Raw genomic sequence first — 16932 nt, forward strand, 5'->3', positions numbered from 1 at the left:
TCACTGCTTCGACGTGCTGCGGGATCCTCCCAGGGTAGTGGCAGCGATGACCGCGGCCACGACGATCAGCGCCGCGCCGATCAGCGCGGTGACGACGACGCCGGAGTCGAAAGCGTGTGCAGCGGCGGTGCGCAGGGCATCGGCCAGGGCGACGTCGTCGAGGGTGTTCGAGACGGCCACCGCGCCGGCGAGGGTCTCTCGGGCGGCGTGGGCCGCGGCATCCGGAAGCCCGGCGGGCAGGACGAGCTGCGCCCGGTAGAACGCGGCGAGGATGCCTCCGAGCACAGCTGTGCCCAGGACGGCACCCACCTCGTAGGCGGTCTCGGAGACCGCGCTGGCCGCGCCGGCCTTCGCAGAAGGGGCACTGGAGAGGATCAGTTCGTTCGAGACCGTCTCGGCGGCGCCGATTCCGATACCCAGCAGGGCGAACGCGACGATCAGCAGCGTCAGGTCGCCCGTGGAGACCGCGACCATGATGTACGCGACGACCGAGAACGACAGGGCGACGGGCACGACGATCTGCGACGGGAATCGCTTCGCCACGGGCACGACCGCGAGCCCCGAGATGATCATGAGAACGAGCCCCGGCAGGAGAGCGAACCCCGCGACCATCGGGGAGAGACCGACCACCAGCTGCAGGTGCTGAGCGACGAAGTACAAGAAGCCGACGAGTCCGACGACGCTCAGCAGGTTCACCAGGATCGCGCCGGAGAACGTGCCCTGGCGGAACAGTGTCATGTCGAGCATGGGCGTCGTCAAGCGGCGCTGACGCCGGACGAACAGCCACCCGAACACCACCCCGACGACGAACAGCACCGGAGCGAGCGACATCGGGCCGTCGACGGCGAGCTTCTTGATGCCGTAGACGATCGGCACCATGGTCGCGAGCGAGAGGAGAACACTGAGGGGGTCGAACCGGCCCGGCTGGGGGTCGCGGCTCTCGGGCACGAAGAACGGCGCGAGAACGACGAGCGGCACGAGCACGGGCACGGCCATCAGGAAAACCGAGCCCCAGGTGAAGTGCTCGAGCAGGAACCCGCCGACGATCGGACCGAGTGCGGCCCCCGCAGAGAATCCGGAGGCCCACACGGCGATCGCGATCCGGCGCTGGTCGCGGTCGCGGAAGATGCTGCGCAGCAGAGACAGGGTGGACGGCATGAGCATGGCGCCGAAGACGCCCATGAGCGCGCGCCCGGTGATCAACAGGGCCGCGGTGGGGGCGAACGCCGACAGCGCCGACACCGCCGCGAAACCGGTCGCACCGATGAGCAGCATGCGGCGGCGACCGAAACGATCGCCCAGCGTGCCCATCGTCACGAGGAGTCCGGCGAGGACGAGCGGGTAGACGTCGATGATCCACAGCTGTTCGATGCTCGAGGGCTGGAGCGACAGCGCGATCTCAGGCAGCGCGAAGCTCAGCACCGTGTTGTCGACCGAGACGAGCAGCACGGGCAGCATGAGCACCGCCAGCGCGAACCATCCCCGCCAACCGGCGCGGGTCACGGAGATTTCCGAGGTGGGCAGCGAGGTGAGCATGAGGGAGTCCGTTTCTAAACCGTCCAGCCGGTATAGTAACAGAGCACGCCACCCCGCCGCCAGTACGATCGAGGAGTCATGAGCCGCCCCCCTCTCGCCCGCGAAGCCGTCCTCGACGCCTTCAGCCGCATCCTCGTCGACGAGGGCGAGCGCGCCGCCACGATGGATGCCACCGCGCGCAGCGCCGGGGTGTCGAAAGGTGGACTGCTCTACCACTTCAGCTCGAAGAGCGCTCTCGAGGCGGCGCTCGTCGAACGGCTCGAGCGGCTCGCCGACGAAGACGTCGCCGAGATCGAAAGGTCGGACGAGGGGGTCGTCGCGGCACACCTGCGCTCCTCGCAGAACACCGGGTCGCCGCTTGACGTCACCATCCTCGCCGTGTCCCGCCTCGCCCAGAACGGCAGCGACGCCGCCTCGGCATCGCTCCGCCGTGTCCGCGAGCTGTGGGAGGAGAGCCTGCGCGCGCACACCCGCGACGAGACGGCGCTGCAGATGGTGTTGCTGGTCAGCGACGGGCTGTACTTCAACGCCGTTCTCGATCTGAACGCACTGCCCGGGCCGACTCTCGAGGGTGCCGACCTCGATGCGCTCATCGCCCGCGTCGTCGCCGCGACCACGTAAAGCGCGGCCGAGGGCCCGGGTCAGTCTCGCTGCCGCTCCGCCCGCCGTTCGCGGCGCTCGCGCCGAAGGTCCATGACCACGCCGAGCAGGATCAACACTCCCCCGATCACGCCGAGGAGGCCCCAGGGGGTGCGGCGCACGACATCGGCCACCCCCGCGACGAGGAAGAGGATGCCGAGACAGGCGGAGACGACGCGAAGGACCAGGGCCACTCGCGCAGTGTGAACCCCTCGATTTTGCGCGGGCCCTGAATCTCCGACGCGCCGGCCCAGAACAACGGAAGAGGGGGCCGCCGCAGCGACCCCCTCCCCCTGACGACCGGGCCTCAGCCCTCGACGATGTCGATCTGCCGAAACAGGTCGGCGCCGACGGCCTCGCGCATGGCGCCGAGGATCTCGTCGGGAACGGGCGAGTCCACCGTCAGCACCGAGAGCGCACGACCCGTGGCATCCGGTGCCGCCACCTGGAGGCCCGCGATGTTGATGCCCGCCTCCCCCAGCTTCTGGCCGTAGATCGCGACGATGCCCGGACGGTCGGCGTAGCGCATGACGACGTGGTGCTGTTCGATGGGCACCTCGATCTCGTAGCCGTTGATCGAGACGACCTTCGGGACCATCCGTGTGCCGGCGAGCGTGCCCGCGACCTCGAGCGTGGACCCGTCGGCCAGGGTGCCGCGGAGGATGGTGATGTTGCGGTAGAGCGGGCTCTCGGCCTCGACGACCAGACGCGCCTCGACACCGCGCTGTTCGGCGAACAGCGGGGCGTTGACGTACGAGACGCTCTCGCTGACGATCCGGCTGAAATAGCCCTTGAGCGCGGCCAGGCGGTAGACGCTGACGTCGTACTGCGCGAGCTCTCCGCGCACCTCGATGTCCAGGCTCGTGAGCGCGCTGTCCGCGAGACCGCTGAAGAACTGGCCGAGCATTTCAACGAGGGCGATACCGGGGCGCACGAAGGGATCGATCGCACCGCCCGCGACGTTCACGGCATCCGGGACGAGGTCTCCCTCGAGCGCCAGCTTGACCGAGCGCGCGACCGAGACGCCGGCCTTCTCTTGCGCCTCCTCGGTGCTCGCGCCGAGGTGGGGCGTGACGACGACGTTCGGCAGGTCGAGGAGCTTGCGAGCGGGGCCGCCCTCGACCGGGGGCTCGGTCGTGAAGACATCGAGTCCGGCGCCCGCGATCTCACCGGCCGTGAGCGCGTCGAAGAGCGCCTCTTCGTCGATGAGACCACCGCGAGCGACGTTGACGACATAGGCGGTCTTCTTCATGCGACGCAGCTGCTCGGCGCCGATCATGCCCGTCGTCTCGGGAGTCTTCGGCATGTGGATCGTGACGAAGTCGCTCTGCTCGAGCAGTTCGTCGAGAGAGACAAGCTGCACGCCGAGCTGCTGCGCGCGAGCCGCGGTGACGTACGGGTCGTACGCGATGACGCGCATGTCGAAACCCTGCAGACGTGCGGCGATGAGCGCGCCGATACGACCGAGACCGATGATGCCGATCGTCTTCTCGAACAGCTCGGTGCCGGTGAACGAGCTGCGCTTCCACAGGCCCTGCGCGAGCGAGGCGTGCGCCGCCGGGATGCGGCGCGCGAGGCTCAGGACGTGCCCGACCGTCAGCTCGGCAGCCGAGATGATGTTGGAGGTCGGCGCGTTGACGACCATGACACCGGCCGCGGTCGCCGACTTGATGTCGACGTTGTCGAGGCCGACACCGGCGCGGGCCACCACCTTCAGCGACGGCGCGGCCGCGAGGGCCTCGGCGTCGATCTGAGTGGCCGAGCGCACGAGCACCGCGTGCGCCTCGGCCAGAGCCGAGAGCAGTGCGGGGCGGTCGGTCCCGTCGACGTTGCGCACGTCGAAGTCGGGGCCGAGCGCGTCGATCGTGGCGGGAGAGAGTTCTTCGGCGATGAGCACGACGGGCTTCGTCACGGATGCGTCCTTCGAAACGGTGCTGGGGGCTGCCGCGCACCGTCGCACACCACCGGCGCGAACCGGGCGCGCGACCCGTGCGGGCCGTCTGCCAGCCTAGCGCGGGGGCGACGCCGCACCCGACCGTGTGACGGCGGACGACAGGGCAGCGGGCGGACGCTCAGCATCGCGAGACGGCATCTCGCTGACGAACCCGCGTCAGAATGACGCCCACCTGTCAGCGGGGTGCAGTCTCCCGGCCATGGGCGCCACACCGGGCAGAAGGAGGTCCCGGATGCCGGAAACCCGCCGCGTCAGCCGCCGTACAGACCGTACGACGTGGTGCCGTAGCCGACGATCGCGAGCCAGAACGCGGCGGAGAGCGTCAAGCCAGCGAGCAGAACGACCGCGAGTTCGCCCGCCTTGCGGCGCTGGCCGATCGCGAAGGCGACGCCGAACGCGAGGAGGGGGAACACGATCGGCAGGATGTAGACGAACCAGCCCAGGCCGTTGAGCCCGAGCGGGCCGTTGACCTGCTGGATGAGCAGAGCGACCGAGCTCCAGACGACGTAGGCGTAGAAGAGTCCGAACAGGCTCGAGATCGTGACGAGGAGCCAGGTCGGCAGGTGGCGGGTGCGGGCGGGGGTGCTCATGCGAAAGCTCCCAACGACAGGAAGGGCCAGGGAACGAGCAGCACGATTCCCACGATCAGCAACAGGAACCGCTGCCAGGTGCGCCACTTACGGGTCAGTGCGAGCACCGCGACGAACCACACGACGGGCGCGAGGGCGGCACCGATCGTGAGCGCGATGACGGTCACCGACGGGATGGGAAGCCCCAGCCCGTTCAGGCGGAGTCCCGCGAGCAGCCACCCGATCGCGAAGAGAAGGAAGGTCGCCGCGACCATGCCGATGCCGACGAGGCCGACGTTTCCGAGGGGCGCCGCGTGGCCGACATCCAGCTCCTCGCCATCGGTCACCGCGACGGCGGTCGGCTCGGAAGCGGCAGGCTCAGGATGCCGGGCGACCGGCGCTGCGGCGGGCGCTTCGGGCTGCAGGGGCTCGAGGGGCTCGGCTTCGACCCGCGGCTCGGTCTCGGCGGAACGCGTCGGCGCAGGCTTGTCGCCGACGTCGAGGGTGGGGTCGTCGTCACCGCCCCAGGACAGGGCGTCGTCATCGCGCGGAGTGCTCACGGGACCACGCTAGCGGCGCTCCCCCGCGCCCGGGTCGCGCCCCGCCGATCGCCGGGGTCCACGGCATCCGGACCCGAACGACGCCGCGGAGAACGCGAACGCCCCGGAACCGCGGGGTCCCGGGGCGTTCGCGTCGGACGGATCAGCGCGCGGCCGAACCCTCGACGTAGTCGGTGTCCTGCTGCTTCCACGCGAAGAGGCCGCGGAGCTCCTTGCCGGTCGCCTCGATGGGGTGACCCTGCTCCTTCTCGCGGAGCTCGAGGAACTCGGGGGCGCCCTTGTCCTGGTCGGCGATGAAGCGCTCGGCGAAGGCACCCGACTGGATGTCGCTGAGGACGGCCTTCATGCTGGCCTTGACGTCGGACGAGATGACGCGGGGGCCCGAGACGTAGTCGCCGTACTCGGCCGTGTCGGAGATCGACCACCGCTGCTTGGCGATGCCGCCCTCCCACATGAGGTCGACGATGAGCTTGAGCTCGTGCAGCACCTCGAAGTAAGCGATCTGGGGCTGGTAGCCCGCCTCGACGAGGGTCTCGAAGCCGGCCTGCACGAGGTGGCTCATGCCACCGCAGAGCACGGCCTGCTCACCGAACAGGTCGGTCTCGGTCTCTTCGGTGAACGTCGTCTTGATGACGCCGGCGCGGGTGCCGCCGATGGCCTTCGCATACGAGAGGGCGGTGTCCCAGGCCGAGCCCGAGGCGTCGCGCTCGACGGCGATGATGTCGGGGATGCCGCGGCCCGCGACGTACTCGCGACGCACGGTGTGACCGGGAGCCTTGGGGGCGACGAGGATCACGTCGACACCCTCGGGGGCGTCGATGTAGCCGAAGCGGATGTTGAAGCCGTGCGCGAAGGCGAGCGTCTTGCCCTCGGTGAGCTTGTCCTTGATCGAGTCGGCGAAGATCGAGCGCTGGTGCTGGTCGGGCGCCAGGATCATGATCAGGTCGGCCCACTCGGCGGCGTCCGCGACGTTCTTGACCTCGAAGCCGTCTTCCTGCGCCTTGGCGGCAGACTTGGAGCCGTCCTTGAGCGCGATGACGACCTCGACACCGGAGTCGCGGAGGTTCTGCGCGTGCGCGTGACCCTGCGAGCCGTAGCCGACGATCGCGACCTTCTTGCCCTGGATGATCGAGAGGTCGGCGTCGTCGTCGTAGAAGATCTCTGCCATGAGGATGTTTCTCCTTGAATCGTGGCCCCCGCTCAGGGGCCGCTGGTGAGTGGAAGTTGAGGAATTCAGCCGCGCAGGACGCGCTCGGTGATGCTCTTGCCGCCGCGACCGACGGCGAGCAGGCCCGACTGCGCGAGTTCTTTCACGCCGAACGGCTCGATCGCCTTGAGGAAGGCGGCGACCTTGCCCGAGTCGCCGGTGATCTCGATCACGATGGCGTCAGGGGCGTAGTCGACGACCGACGCGCGGAAGAGATTGACGACCTCGAGCACGTTGGAGCGGCTGGCGTTGTCGGCGCGCACCTTGACGAGCACGTGTTCGCGCTGCACGGAGCTGGCCGGGTCGAGCTCGACGATCTTGATGACGTTGATGAGCTTGTTGAGCTGCTTGGTCACCTGTTCGAGCGGCAGACCCTCGACGTCGACGACGACCGTGATGCGCGAGAGACCCGGCACCTCGGTGACACCCACGGCGAGCGACTCGATGTTGAAGCCGCGACGGGCGAAGAGGCCCGCGACGCGCGTGAGCAGACCGGGCTTGTCCTCGACGAGGAGGCTCAGAACGTGGCGGGACATCTCAGTCCTCCTGCTCGTTGAAGGTGGGCGAGTGATCGCGCGCGTACTGGACGTAGCTGTTGCTGACGCCCTGCGGGACCATCGGCCACACCATCGCGTCGGCGCTCACGACGAAGTCGATGACGACCGGGCGGTCGTTCGTGTCGAGCGCGAGCTGGATGGCCGCATCGATCTCGTCTTCCTTCTCGACGCGGATCGCCAGGCACCCGTACGCCTCGGCCAGCTTGACGAAGTCGGGGACGCGGCGCGTGCCGTGACCCGTGTTCAGGTCGGTGTTGGAGTGGCGTCCGTCGAAGAACAGCGTCTGCCACTGGCGCACCATGCCGAGCGAGGAGTTGTTGATGATCGCGACCTTGATCGGGATGTCGTTGATGACGCAGGTCGCGAGCTCCTGGTTGGTCATCTGGAAGCAGCCGTCGCCGTCGATCGCCCACACGGCACGCTCGGGCTGGGCCACCTTGGCGCCCATGGCCGCGGGCACGGCGTACCCCATGGTGCCTGCGCCGCCGGAGTTCAGCCACGCGTTGGGGCGCTCGTACTTGATGAACTGCGCGGCCCACATCTGGTGCTGGCCCACGCCCGAGGCGAAGACGCCCTCGGGTCCGGTCATCTCGCCGATGCGCTGGATGACGTATTGCGGCGAGAGCAGACCATCGGTGGTGGGCGTGTACCCGAGCGGGAATTCCTCGCGGAGGCCGTTCAGGTAGGTCCACCACTCGGTGTAGTCATGCGGGTTCTCGGCGTCGGCGGCCCGGAAGGCGGCGTCGAGGTCGACGAGCACCTCTTTCAGATCGCCCACGATCGGCACGTCCGCCGTGCGGATCTTGGAGATCTCGGCGGGGTCGATGTCGACGTGCACCACCTGGGCGTGGGGGGCGAACAGCGCCGCCTTGCCGGTCACCCGGTCGTCGAAGCGGGCACCCAGCGAGACGATGAGGTCGCTCTCCTGCAGCGCGAGCACCGCGGGAACGGTGCCGTGCATACCGGGCATGCCGAGGTGCTGCTCGTGCGAGTCGGGGAACGCACCGCGCGCCATGAGAGTCGTGACCACCGGTGCACCGGTCGCCTCGGCCAGCACCTTCAGCTCGGCCGACGCGTTCGCTCGAATGGTGCCGCCGCCGACGTAGAGCACGGGCTTCTTGGCGGTGGCGAGCAGCTGGGCCGCGGCCTGGATCTGCTTGCCGTGGGCCTTGGTGACGGGCCGGTAGCCGGGGAGCTCGACCTTGGGGGGCCAGACGAACGGCGCCTCGGCCTGCTGCGCGTCCTTCGTGATGTCGACGAGCACGGGACCGGGGCGACCGGTCGAGGCGATCTCGAACGCCGCGGCGATCGCGCCGGGGATCTCGTCGGCCGACTTCACCAGGAAGGAGTGCTTGGTGATCGGCATGGTGATGCCGACGATGTCGGCCTCCTGGAAGGCATCCGTTCCCATGAGCGTCGAGAACACCTGGCCGGTGATGCACACGAGCGGCACCGAGTCCATGTAGGCGTCGGCGATCGCAGTGACGAGATTGGTCGCGCCGGGGCCCGACGTCGCGATGGCGACGCCGACCTTGCCGGAGGCGGCGGCGTAGCCCTCGGCCGCGTGGCCGGCGCCCTGCTCGTGACGCACGAGGATGTGGCGCACGTGCTCGTCGTCCATGAGCGGGTCGTAGACGGGCATGATCGCCCCGCCCGGCAGACCGAAGACATCGGTGACGCCGAGCAGGTCGAGCGATCGGACGACCGCCTGCGCGCCGGTCATCACGGGCGCCGGAGCGGTGCGGGCGGGCGGCCGCGGCACGGCCGTCGTTGAGGAATCGATGGACATGGGAGTACCTCGAGAACCGGGAGAAGGTGAGAAGGGGGACGGCCGTCAGCCCGTGACCGCGCCCTCCGCGGCGGAGTGCACGAGCTTGGAGTACTTGGCCAGAACGCCACGGGTATAGCGCGGGGGAAGCGGTTCCCAGCCTTCGCGGCGGGAACTCAGCTCGGCGTCATCGACGATCAAGTCGAGAGTGCGAGCGGCGATATCGACCCGTATCAGATCACCATCGCGCACGAAGGCGATAGGACCTGCGTCCACCGCTTCGGGAGCTATGTGGCCGATGCACAGGCCGGTTGTGCCGCCTGAGAATCGTCCGTCCGTCAACAGTAGTACATCTTTTCCGAGCCCCGCGCCCTTGATGGCGGCGGTGATCGCGAGCATCTCGCGCATACCGGGACCGCCCTTGGGGCCCTCGTAGCGGATGACCACGACGTCGCCGGCGGTGATCTCGCCCGCCTCGAGGGCGTCCATCGCGCCGCGCTCGCGCTCGAACACGCGAGCGGGACCCTCGAAGACGTTGCCGTCGAAGCCCGCCGACTTCACCACGGCACCCTCGGGGGCCATCGAGCCGTGCAGGATCGTGATGCCGCCGGTGGCGTGGATCGGGTCGTCGAACGAGTGGATGACCTTGCCGTCGACCGGGTCGGGGTTCAGGTCGGCGAGGTTCTCGGCGAGCGTCTTGCCCGTGACGGTGAGCGCGTCGCCGTGGAGCAGACCCTCGTCGAGCATGGCCTTCATGATGACCGGGATGCCGCCGTGCCGGTCGACGTCGTTCATCACGTACTGACCGAAGGGCTTCATGTCGGCCACGTGCGGCGTGCGGTCGCCGATGCGGTTGAAGTCGTGCAGGTTCAGCTCGACCTCGGCCTCGTTCGCGATGGCGAGCAGGTGCAGCACGACGTTGGTCGAGCCGCCGAGCGCCATGGCGAGGGCGATGGCGTTCTCGAACGCCTCTTTGGTGAGGATGTCGCGCGTGGTGATGCCCTGACGCAGCAGGTTGACGACGGCCTCTCCCGAGCGGTGGGCGAAGTAGTCGCGACGGCGGTCGGCGGAGGGCGGCGCGGCCGAACCCGGGAGGCTGAGACCGAGCGCCTCGGCGACCGATGCCATGGTGTTGGCGGTGTACATGCCACCGCACGCGCCCTCACCGGGCGCGATCGCGCACTCGATGCGCTTGAGGTCGGCCTCGCTCATCTTGCCCGCGAGACACGCGCCGACGGCCTCGAACGAGTCGATGATCGTGACGTCCTTCTCGGTTCCGTCGCTGAGCTTGACCCAGCCGGGAGCGATCGAACCCGCGTAGAGGAAGACGCTCGAGAGATCGAGTCGAGCGGATGCCATGAGCATGCCCGGAATCGACTTGTCGCAGCCCGCGAGCAGCACCGAACCGTCGAGGCGCTCGGCCATCATGACGGTCTCGACGCTGTCGGCGATGACCTCGCGCGACACGAGCGAGAAGTGCATGCCCTCGTGGCCCATCGAGATGCCGTCGGAGACGGAGATGGTGCCGAACTGGAGCGGGTAGCCGCCGCCGGCGTGCACCCCCTCTTTCGCGCCCTGCGCGAGGCGATCGAGGCTGAGGTTGCAGGGGGTGATCTCGTTCCAGCTCGACGCGATGCCGATCTGGGGCTTGTCCCAGTCCTCGTCGCCCATCCCGACCGCGCGGAGCATTCCGCGGGAGGTGGTGGCTTCGATGCCGTCGGTGACGACGCGACTGCGGGGCTTGATGTCGAACTCGCCGGTGTTCGGATTCTGCGGTGCGGGCATTGTCGAAGTCTATTGCGCGCGCCGACGACGTGACGCGAACGGGGCGGGTCGAACCGGCGTCGATTCAGTGGATGTGCGCTCGGCGCAGGCGTGCGACGTCATCCAGCACCGCCACGAAGGCGTCGATGTCCTCCACGCGCAGCGTCGCCGCGGTGTCTCCCCCGCCCACGCGCACGCCGAGGTCACCGGCATCCAGGGAGCTCAGAGCATCTTCATCGGTGACGTCGTCGCCGGCGAAGAGCACGGCCGTCGCCCCGACGCGCTCGCGCAACCGTGCCACGGCGGAATCCTTGCCCTCGTGGCGGAACGAGAACTCGAGGATGTCGTGTCCGGTGCGTCGACGCCACGACGGCGCCTCGTCGGCGAGCAGCTGATCGACGAGCGAGCGCGCGGCGTCGGCGGTGTCGGCATCCGCGGTGCGCGTGTGCACGCCGAGGCCGTACTCTTTCGGCTCGATCCAGACCCCCTGCATGTCGGCGGTGCGGTCCGTGACCTCTTTCTGCAGGCGGTCACGCAAGGCGATGTCGGTCTCGTCGTCGCCGGCAGCCTGGGCACCCGCCCCGGGAATCCAGAACTGCGCGCCATGCGAGCCCGCGAGCCAGATGGGCGAGGAATCGTCGTGCTCGGAGATCTCGCGCAGGTGTCCGAGCGAGCGCCCCGAGACCAGCGCGACGACCGTGCGCGGAAGCATCGCGAGGGCGTCGACCGCGGCCCGGGCACCCGGGGTCATCCGCGCCGACATCGGCTCGTCGACGAGCGGCGACAGCGTGCCGTCGAAGTCGAGGGCGACGAGGAGCGTGTCGGTGGTGGCGACGGCCTCGACGGTCGCGTCTGCTGCGGTCACTCGGCATCCACCCCTCTCGTGACGCCCGGAGCGGTCACGTCGAACGTCACGTCGGCGGCGGTCATTCGGCATCCGTTTCGTCGATGGGCTCGCGTTCGGGGACCGAACCGTCGTCGCCCTCGCCGACCTCGGCCGCCGCGGCGGCGCTCGACGATTTCTCGTGGAAGACCGACAGCGCGTCGAGGAACTCACGCGACCAGTCCTCGACGTCGTGGTCGCGCACGCGCTTTCGCAGGGCGCGCATGCGGCGGCCCTGCTCGGCGGCGGGCATGTCGATCGCCCGCAGGATCTGGTCTTTCAGGCCGTCGATGTCGTGAGGGTTGACGAGCAGCGCGCTGCCCATCTCGTCGGCGGCCCCCGCGAACTCGCTCAGCACCAGCACGCCGCGGTTGTCGATGCGGCTGGCGACGTACTCCTTCGCGACGAGGTTCATCCCGTCGCGGAGCGCCGTCACGAGCATGACGTCGGCGGCGAGGAACAGGGCGACCATCTCTTCGCGCGGGTACGACTGGTGCAGGTAGCGAATGGCCGTGTGGGTGGTGGTGTCGTAGTCGCCGTTGATGCGCCCGACGGTCATCTCGATCTCGTCGCGCAACTGCACGTAGGCATCGACCCTCTCGCGGCTCGGGCTCGCCACCTGCACGAGGGTCGCGTCCTCGACGGTGGCCCGACCGTCTTCGAGCAGTTCGCCCCACGCCTTCAGACGGTGGCGAATGCCCTTGGTGTAGTCCAGGCGGTCGACGCCCAGGAGGATCTTGCGGGGGTTGCCGAGACCCTCGCGGATCTCCTTCGCGCGCTGCTGGATCTCGGGCTTCTGCGCGAGCTCGATGTAGGAGTCGGCGTCGATCGAGATGGGGAACGCCTTCGCGAGAGCCACGCGCGTGCCGCCCGCGGAGTCGGGGACCAGGATGCCGCTGGCTTTGGTCTCGTATCGCAGCTGACGCCGCACGGCCCGGGCGAAATTGCCGGCATCCGCCACGCGCTGGAAGCCGATGACATCGGCGCCGAGCAGCCCCTCGAGCACCTGTTTGCGCCAGGGCAGCTGCGAGTACAGGCCGTAGGCGGGGAACGGGATGTGGTGGAAGTAGCCGATCGTCAGGTCGGGGCGGAGTTCGCGCAGCAGTTTGGGAACGAGCTGGAGCTGGTAGTCCTGCACCCAGACGATCCCGCCTTCGGCGGTGACGTCGGCGGCGGCACGGGCGAAGCGCTCGTTCACCTTGACGTAGGCGTCCCACCACGCGCGCTTGTACGTGGGCGCGGCGATGACGTCGTGGTAGAGCGGCCAGATGGTGTCGTTCGAGAAGCCCTCGTAGTACAGCTGCACGTCTGCGGCCGACAGGGGCACCGGAACGAGGTGCGTGCCCTCGAAGTCGAAGGGCTCGACGGTCACATCGGCTTGTCCCGCCCACCCGACCCACGCGCCCTCGGCGCTGCGCATCACCGGTTCTAGAGCGGTGACGAGACCGCCGGGTGAGCGTCTCCACCCCTCTCCGTCGGGGGTGCGATCGACGGGCAGTCGGTTGGCGACGACGACGAAATCGGCCTGGGGCACAGGTCCTCCTCGGGGATCTTCCTCAGGCTAACAGCGGGTGCGATCGCGTCGAGGGGGTGGACGGATTGCGCGAGGTCGTTCCGGGAATCGACCCGCTCCTGTCAAGGTCCGACGCCGGAGCGCCCCGCTCGATAGGTTGGGCGCATGCGGCAGTACATCTTCGGAACCGGTCTTCTCAGCGCCATCACCGGCGGCATCACCCTCTTGAGGGGCCTCAAGAACGACGAGCCGTTCACCTGGCGCACGGCGCTGGCATGGCTCAGCTGGGGCATCACGCTGGCTCTCGCGATCGGCGCGGTCGTCGACACGCGTCGCGCGCGCCGGGGGCGCGTGATCGCGGGCGACTCCCCCGTCTCCAAGAAGCAGGACAAGCTCTTCAAGAAGCGCCTCGCACGCTGACTTCACGACGGCCGGAGGGATGCCGTGGCCTCGAGGTCGCGGCATCCCTCCGCCGTGGGTGCGGGTGACGTCAGCGGGTCAGGATCAGCGCGTCGCCCTGACCCCCACCGCCGCAGAGCGCGACCGCGGCCGTACCGCTGCCCCGCCGCACCAGCTCGTGCACGGCGTGCACGACGAGGCGGTTGCCCGACGCGCCGATCGGGTGACCGATCGCGATGCCGCCGCCGTGCGGGTTGACGACCTCGTCGGAAAGGCCGAGCTCGGCCTGCGAACGGGCGACGACCGCGCCGAAGGCTTCGTTGATCTCGACGAGATCGAGCTCGGAGGCCGAGATCTGCTGCTTCTCGAGCGCCCGGGCGATCGCGCGGGCGGGCTGGTCGTGCAGGGAGTTGTCGGGGCCGGCGACCTGACCTGAGGCGCCGACGACGGCCAGCACGTCCCACCCGCGCTCGGCGGCGATCGCTCGGGTGGTGACGACCACCGCCGACGCGCCGTCGGAGATCTGCGAGGCGTTGCCCGCGGTGATCGAGCCTCCCTCGGTGAAGGCGGGGCGCAGCTTCGCGAGCGTCTCGACCGTCGTGTCGGCGCGGATGCCCTCGTCGGCGGTGACCACGACCGGGTCGCCCTTCCGCTGCGGGATCGACACCGGCACGATCTCGGCGTCGAAGATCCCCTCCGCTTGCGCGGCGGCGGCGCGCTGGTGGGAGCGCGCGGCCACGGCATCCTGAGCTTCGCGCGTGACCTCGTACCGGGCGTTCGCGCGCTCGGTCGACGCGCCCATGCTCTCGCGGTCGTAGGCGTCGGTGAGGCCGTCGAACGCCAGGTGGTCGAGCACCTCGACCGAGCCGTACGCGTAGCCGTCGCGCGAGTTCATCAACAGGTGCGGGGCGCGGGTCATGGACTCCATACCCGCGGCGACGACGACGGTGGCGTCGCCGAGGCGCAGCATGCGCGCGGCGTCGATGATCGCCGTGAGGCCCGAGAGGCAGACCTTGTTGATCGTGGCGCTGTGCACGTCCCATCCGATACCCGCGGCGATCGCGGCCTGTCGCGCGGCGTTCTGCCCGGCCCCGGCCTGCAGCACCTGGCCGACGAGCACCGCATCGACAGTGTCGGCCGGGATGCCGCCGCGCTCGAGCGCCCCGCGGATCGCGGTGGCGCCGAGCTGCACCGCGGTGAGCGGGGCGAGCTGGCCCTTCAAGCGCCCCTGCGGGGTCCGGGCGGCGGCGACGATGACGACGTCGTTCTCGGTGGTCATGCGATCTCCTCGGTGAGTCTCACGGTCAGTGCGGGCTCGGTGGCGGCCCGCACCTCGTCGACGCTCACCCCGGGGGCGAGCTCGACGAGCACGAGTCCATCCTCCGTCACATCGAGGACGGCGAGGTCGGTGATGATGCGATCGACGACGCCGCGGCCGGTGAGCGGCAGCGAGCACTCTTCGACGATCTTCGGCGAGCCGTCGCGGGCGACGTGCTCCATCAGCACGATCACGCGGGCGGCGCCGTGGACGAGGTCCATCGCTCCGCCCGGGCCCTTCACCATCTTGCCCGGGATCATCCAGTTGGCCAGGTCTCCGGATGCCGACACCTGCATCGCCCCGAGGATCGCGGCGTCGATCTTGCCGCCGCGGATCATTCCGAAGCTCAGCGCCGAGTCGAAGAACGCCGACCCCGGGAGGGTGGTCACGGTCTCTTTGCCGGCGTTGATGAGGTCGGCATCCACGGCATCTTCGGTCGGGTAGGGACCGACGCCGAGGATGCCGTTCTCTGACTGGAGCACGACCGTCACACCGTCGGGCACGTAGTTGGGCACGAGGGTGGGCAGGCCGATGCCGAGGTTGACGTAGGAGCCGTCCGCGAGCTCGCGAGCGGCGCGGGCGGCCATTCCGGTGCGGGAGAGAACCATCAGCGGGTCTGCTCACTCACGGTGCGCTTCTCGATGCGCTTGGGGATGTCGGGGCCGACCTCGACGATGCGGTGCACGTAGACACCGGGGAGGTGCACGGCATCCGGATCCAGCTCGCGGGGTTCGACGAGGTGCTCGACCTGAACGATGCAGGTGCGGCCGGCCATCGCGGCGAGGGGGTTGAAGGCGCGCGCGGCCTTGCGGAAGACGAGGTTGCCGTGACGATCGGCCTTGTAGGCGTGCACGAGCGAGAAATCGGTGGTGATGGCCTCTTCGAGCACGAACTCGCGTTGCTCGCCGTTCACCTCGAACGTGCGCACGTCCTTGACCGGCGACGCCACCGCGATGCCGCCTGCCCCGTCGTAGCGACGCGGCAGGCCGCCCTCGGCGACCTGGGTGCCCACGCCGGTCTGCGTGTAGAAGGCCGCGATCCCCGACCCGCCGGCCCGGAGCTTCTCGGCGAGGGTGCCCTGCGGGGTGAGCTCGAGCTCGAGTTCGCCCGAGAGGAACTGCCGTTCGAACTCCTTGTTCTCGCCGACGTACGACGAGGTCATCTTGCTGATGCGGCCGGCCCCGAGCAGGACACCGAGCCCCCAGTCGTCGACGCCGCAGTTGTTCGACACGACCGACAGGTCGCGGGTCCCCTGGGCGAGCAGAGCCTCGATGAGAGCGACGGGGTTGCCCGAGAGTCCGAACCCTCCGACGGCGAGCGACGCTCCGTCGGGGATGTCGGCGACGGCCTCGGCGGCCGAGGCGACGGTCTTGTCGATCACGCGAACTCCTTCGTTTCGTGCTCCTACGCTGCGCCGGGTGGGCCTGCGGAGTCGACCGCGCTCTTGTCATGTGGATGACGTGGGGCATAGCGTCCACATCGTGGACACTGCATCGCGATCCGTTCCCGGCGCCCAGGCCATCTCGCGTGCCGCTCGACTCCTGCGCCTCGTCACGGCCGCGGGCGAGACCGGCGCGCCGGTCGGCGACCTCGCGCGCGACGCCGATCTGACGCGACCGACCGCGTATCGCCTCCTCAGCGCCCTCCGCGCCGAGGGGCTCGTCGACCGCGACGAGCCGACCGGGCACTGGCTGCCGGGGCCGGAGCTCTACCTGATGGGGAGTGTCGCGGCATCCCGGTTCGACATCACCTCGACCGCGCGCGACATCGTGCGCTCCCTGGCGGTGCGAACCGAGGAGAGCGCCTTCCTGTCGGTGCGGCGCGGCGACGAGACGGTGTGCCTGGTGCGCGAGGACGGGAGCTTCCCGATCCGCTCGTTCGTGCTGTCGGAGGGGGTGCGCTTTCCGCTCGGGGTGGCCTCGGCGGGGTTGGCGATCCTCGCATTCCTGCCGTCGAGCGAGGTGGATGCCTATCTCGAGCGACATCCGGAGCTCCCCGAGAAGTGGGGGGTGTCGCACTCCCCCGGGCGTCTGCGCGCGCGGATCCGTGACACGCAGGCGCGCGGATACGCGGTGAACCCTGGGCTGATCGTCGAGGGGAGCTACGGCCTCGGCGCGGCCGTGTTCACCCGCGCGGGCGACCCGCAGTGGGCTCTCAGCCTGACGGGGGTGGAGTTCCGCTTCGGCGGCGAGCGCCTCGCGGAGCTCGGACGCATCCTTCTCGCGCACGCACATCAGTTGTCTACGCGCATCGCCGCCCGGTGAT

General features: G+C 69.4%; 17 protein-coding genes. 3 read left to right on the forward strand and 14 right to left on the reverse strand.

What is annotated here, in order from left to right:
- Nucleotides 1–1536 carry an MFS transporter gene (locus tag DEU35_RS14805; protein WP_103208809.1) on the reverse strand — a complete coding sequence of 512 codons (1536 nt, stop codon included), beginning with the start codon at nt 1534–1536 and terminating at the stop codon, nt 1–3.
- 78 nt (nt 1537–1614) lie between these two features.
- On the opposite strand from DEU35_RS14805, the gene DEU35_RS14810 reads away from it, so the two are divergent.
- Complete coding sequence (locus DEU35_RS14810; RefSeq protein WP_116239946.1) at nt 1615–2157, forward strand: TetR/AcrR family transcriptional regulator; 543 nt, start codon at nt 1615–1617, stop codon at nt 2155–2157.
- A 20-nt stretch (nt 2158–2177) separates the two neighbouring features.
- Here the strand turns inward: DEU35_RS14810 and DEU35_RS14815 are convergent, their stop codons facing one another.
- From DEU35_RS14815 to DEU35_RS14860, 10 genes are all read right to left on the reverse strand, one after another.
- On the reverse strand, nt 2178–2369 hold the full coding sequence (locus DEU35_RS14815; RefSeq protein ID WP_103208805.1) for a hypothetical protein: 192 nt from the start codon (nt 2367–2369) through the stop codon (nt 2178–2180).
- A gap of 113 nt (nt 2370–2482) precedes the next feature.
- Nucleotides 2483–4087 (reverse strand): phosphoglycerate dehydrogenase, encoded by a 1605-nt coding sequence (serA, locus tag DEU35_RS14820; RefSeq protein ID WP_103208803.1) that lies wholly within the window; start codon nt 4085–4087, stop codon nt 2483–2485.
- A 293-nt stretch (nt 4088–4380) separates the two neighbouring features.
- The gene (locus tag DEU35_RS14825) at nt 4381–4719 is read right to left on the reverse strand and encodes a bacitracin resistance protein (protein ID WP_116239947.1); all 339 of its coding nucleotides are present in this window, start codon (nt 4717–4719) and stop codon (nt 4381–4383) included.
- Nucleotides 4716–5258: a DNA polymerase III subunit gamma/tau gene (locus DEU35_RS14830; protein ID WP_116239948.1), complete on the reverse strand. Its 543-nt coding sequence runs from the start codon at nt 5256–5258 to the stop codon at nt 4716–4718. The genes DEU35_RS14825 and DEU35_RS14830 overlap by 4 nt, the downstream gene beginning before the upstream one ends.
- A 142-nt stretch (nt 5259–5400) precedes the next feature.
- Complete coding sequence (ilvC, locus tag DEU35_RS14835) at nt 5401–6426, reverse strand: ketol-acid reductoisomerase (protein ID WP_056230637.1); 1026 nt, start codon at nt 6424–6426, stop codon at nt 5401–5403.
- Nucleotides 6427–6491: 65 nt separating this feature from the next.
- Nucleotides 6492–7001, reverse strand: a complete 510-nt coding sequence (ilvN, locus tag DEU35_RS14840; RefSeq protein ID WP_056230635.1) for an acetolactate synthase small subunit — start codon at nt 6999–7001, stop codon at nt 6492–6494.
- Between the two features lies 1 nt (nt 7002).
- Nucleotides 7003–8811, reverse strand: a complete 1809-nt coding sequence (locus DEU35_RS14845; RefSeq protein ID WP_116239949.1) for an acetolactate synthase large subunit — start codon at nt 8809–8811, stop codon at nt 7003–7005.
- A 45-nt stretch (nt 8812–8856) separates the two neighbouring features.
- The gene (ilvD, locus tag DEU35_RS14850) at nt 8857–10575 is read right to left on the reverse strand and encodes a dihydroxy-acid dehydratase (protein WP_115917888.1); all 1719 of its coding nucleotides are present in this window, start codon (nt 10573–10575) and stop codon (nt 8857–8859) included.
- 64 nt (nt 10576–10639) lie between these two features.
- Nucleotides 10640–11419: a trehalose-phosphatase gene (otsB, locus tag DEU35_RS14855; protein WP_258873571.1), complete on the reverse strand. Its 780-nt coding sequence runs from the start codon at nt 11417–11419 to the stop codon at nt 10640–10642.
- Nucleotides 11420–11480: 61 nt separating this feature from the next.
- Nucleotides 11481–12971, reverse strand: a complete 1491-nt coding sequence (locus DEU35_RS14860) for a trehalose-6-phosphate synthase (protein ID WP_116239951.1) — start codon at nt 12969–12971, stop codon at nt 11481–11483.
- A 144-nt stretch (nt 12972–13115) separates the two neighbouring features.
- Here DEU35_RS14860 and DEU35_RS14865 point away from each other — a divergent pair, with 144 nt between their 5' ends.
- Nucleotides 13116–13370: a hypothetical protein gene (locus DEU35_RS14865; RefSeq protein WP_116239952.1), complete on the forward strand. Its 255-nt coding sequence runs from the start codon at nt 13116–13118 to the stop codon at nt 13368–13370.
- Nucleotides 13371–13440: 70 nt separating this feature from the next.
- Here the strand turns inward: DEU35_RS14865 and DEU35_RS14870 are convergent, their stop codons facing one another.
- Genes DEU35_RS14870 through DEU35_RS14880 form a run of 3 tightly spaced genes read right to left on the reverse strand, consistent with a single transcriptional unit; the run spans nt 13441 to nt 16048 of the window.
- Complete coding sequence (locus tag DEU35_RS14870; RefSeq protein WP_103208785.1) at nt 13441–14628, reverse strand: acetyl-CoA C-acetyltransferase; 1188 nt, start codon at nt 14626–14628, stop codon at nt 13441–13443.
- Nucleotides 14625–15275 carry a CoA transferase subunit B gene (locus DEU35_RS14875; protein WP_180993450.1) on the reverse strand — a complete coding sequence of 217 codons (651 nt, stop codon included), beginning with the start codon at nt 15273–15275 and terminating at the stop codon, nt 14625–14627. Before DEU35_RS14875 ends, DEU35_RS14870 begins: the two co-directional genes overlap by 4 nt.
- On the reverse strand, nt 15275–16048 hold the full coding sequence (locus DEU35_RS14880; RefSeq protein ID WP_116239953.1) for a CoA transferase subunit A: 774 nt from the start codon (nt 16046–16048) through the stop codon (nt 15275–15277). Before DEU35_RS14880 ends, DEU35_RS14875 begins: the two co-directional genes overlap by 1 nt.
- 100 nt (nt 16049–16148) lie before the next feature.
- Between DEU35_RS14880 and DEU35_RS14885 the strand changes: the two genes are divergently transcribed.
- Nucleotides 16149–16931, forward strand: a complete 783-nt coding sequence (locus tag DEU35_RS14885; protein ID WP_103208781.1) for an IclR family transcriptional regulator — start codon at nt 16149–16151, stop codon at nt 16929–16931.
- Nucleotide 16932: the final 1 nt, after the last annotated feature.

It is taken from the genome of Microbacterium sp. AG157, from assembly GCF_003385695.1.
GTDB lineage: Bacteria > Actinomycetota > Actinomycetes > Actinomycetales > Microbacteriaceae > Microbacterium > Microbacterium testaceum.

What these genes read in the sequence shown, in the direction of transcription:
- DEU35_RS14865 (WP_116239952.1), top strand. Translation starts at nt 13,116, where the DNA reads ATGCGGCAGTACATCTTCGGAACCGGTCTTCTCAGCGCCATCACCGGC.
- DEU35_RS14825 (WP_116239947.1), bottom strand. Translation starts at nt 4,719, where the DNA reads ATGAGCACCCCCGCCCGCACCCGCCACCTGCCGACCTGGCTCCTCGTC.
- ilvD (WP_115917888.1), bottom strand. Translation starts at nt 10,575, where the DNA reads ATGCCCGCACCGCAGAATCCGAACACCGGCGAGTTCGACATCAAGCCC.
- DEU35_RS14805 (WP_103208809.1), bottom strand. Translation starts at nt 1,536, where the DNA reads ATGCTCACCTCGCTGCCCACCTCGGAAATCTCCGTGACCCGCGCCGGT.
- DEU35_RS14875 (WP_180993450.1), bottom strand. Translation starts at nt 15,275, where the DNA reads ATGGTTCTCTCCCGCACCGGAATGGCCGCCCGCGCCGCTCGCGAGCTC.
- DEU35_RS14845 (WP_116239949.1), bottom strand. Translation starts at nt 8,811, where the DNA reads ATGTCCATCGATTCCTCAACGACGGCCGTGCCGCGGCCGCCCGCCCGC.
- DEU35_RS14810 (WP_116239946.1), top strand. Translation starts at nt 1,615, where the DNA reads ATGAGCCGCCCCCCTCTCGCCCGCGAAGCCGTCCTCGACGCCTTCAGC.
- DEU35_RS14870 (WP_103208785.1), bottom strand. Translation starts at nt 14,628, where the DNA reads ATGACCACCGAGAACGACGTCGTCATCGTCGCCGCCGCCCGGACCCCG.
- ilvN (WP_056230635.1), bottom strand. Translation starts at nt 7,001, where the DNA reads ATGTCCCGCCACGTTCTGAGCCTCCTCGTCGAGGACAAGCCCGGTCTG.
- ilvC (WP_056230637.1), bottom strand. Translation starts at nt 6,426, where the DNA reads ATGGCAGAGATCTTCTACGACGACGACGCCGACCTCTCGATCATCCAG.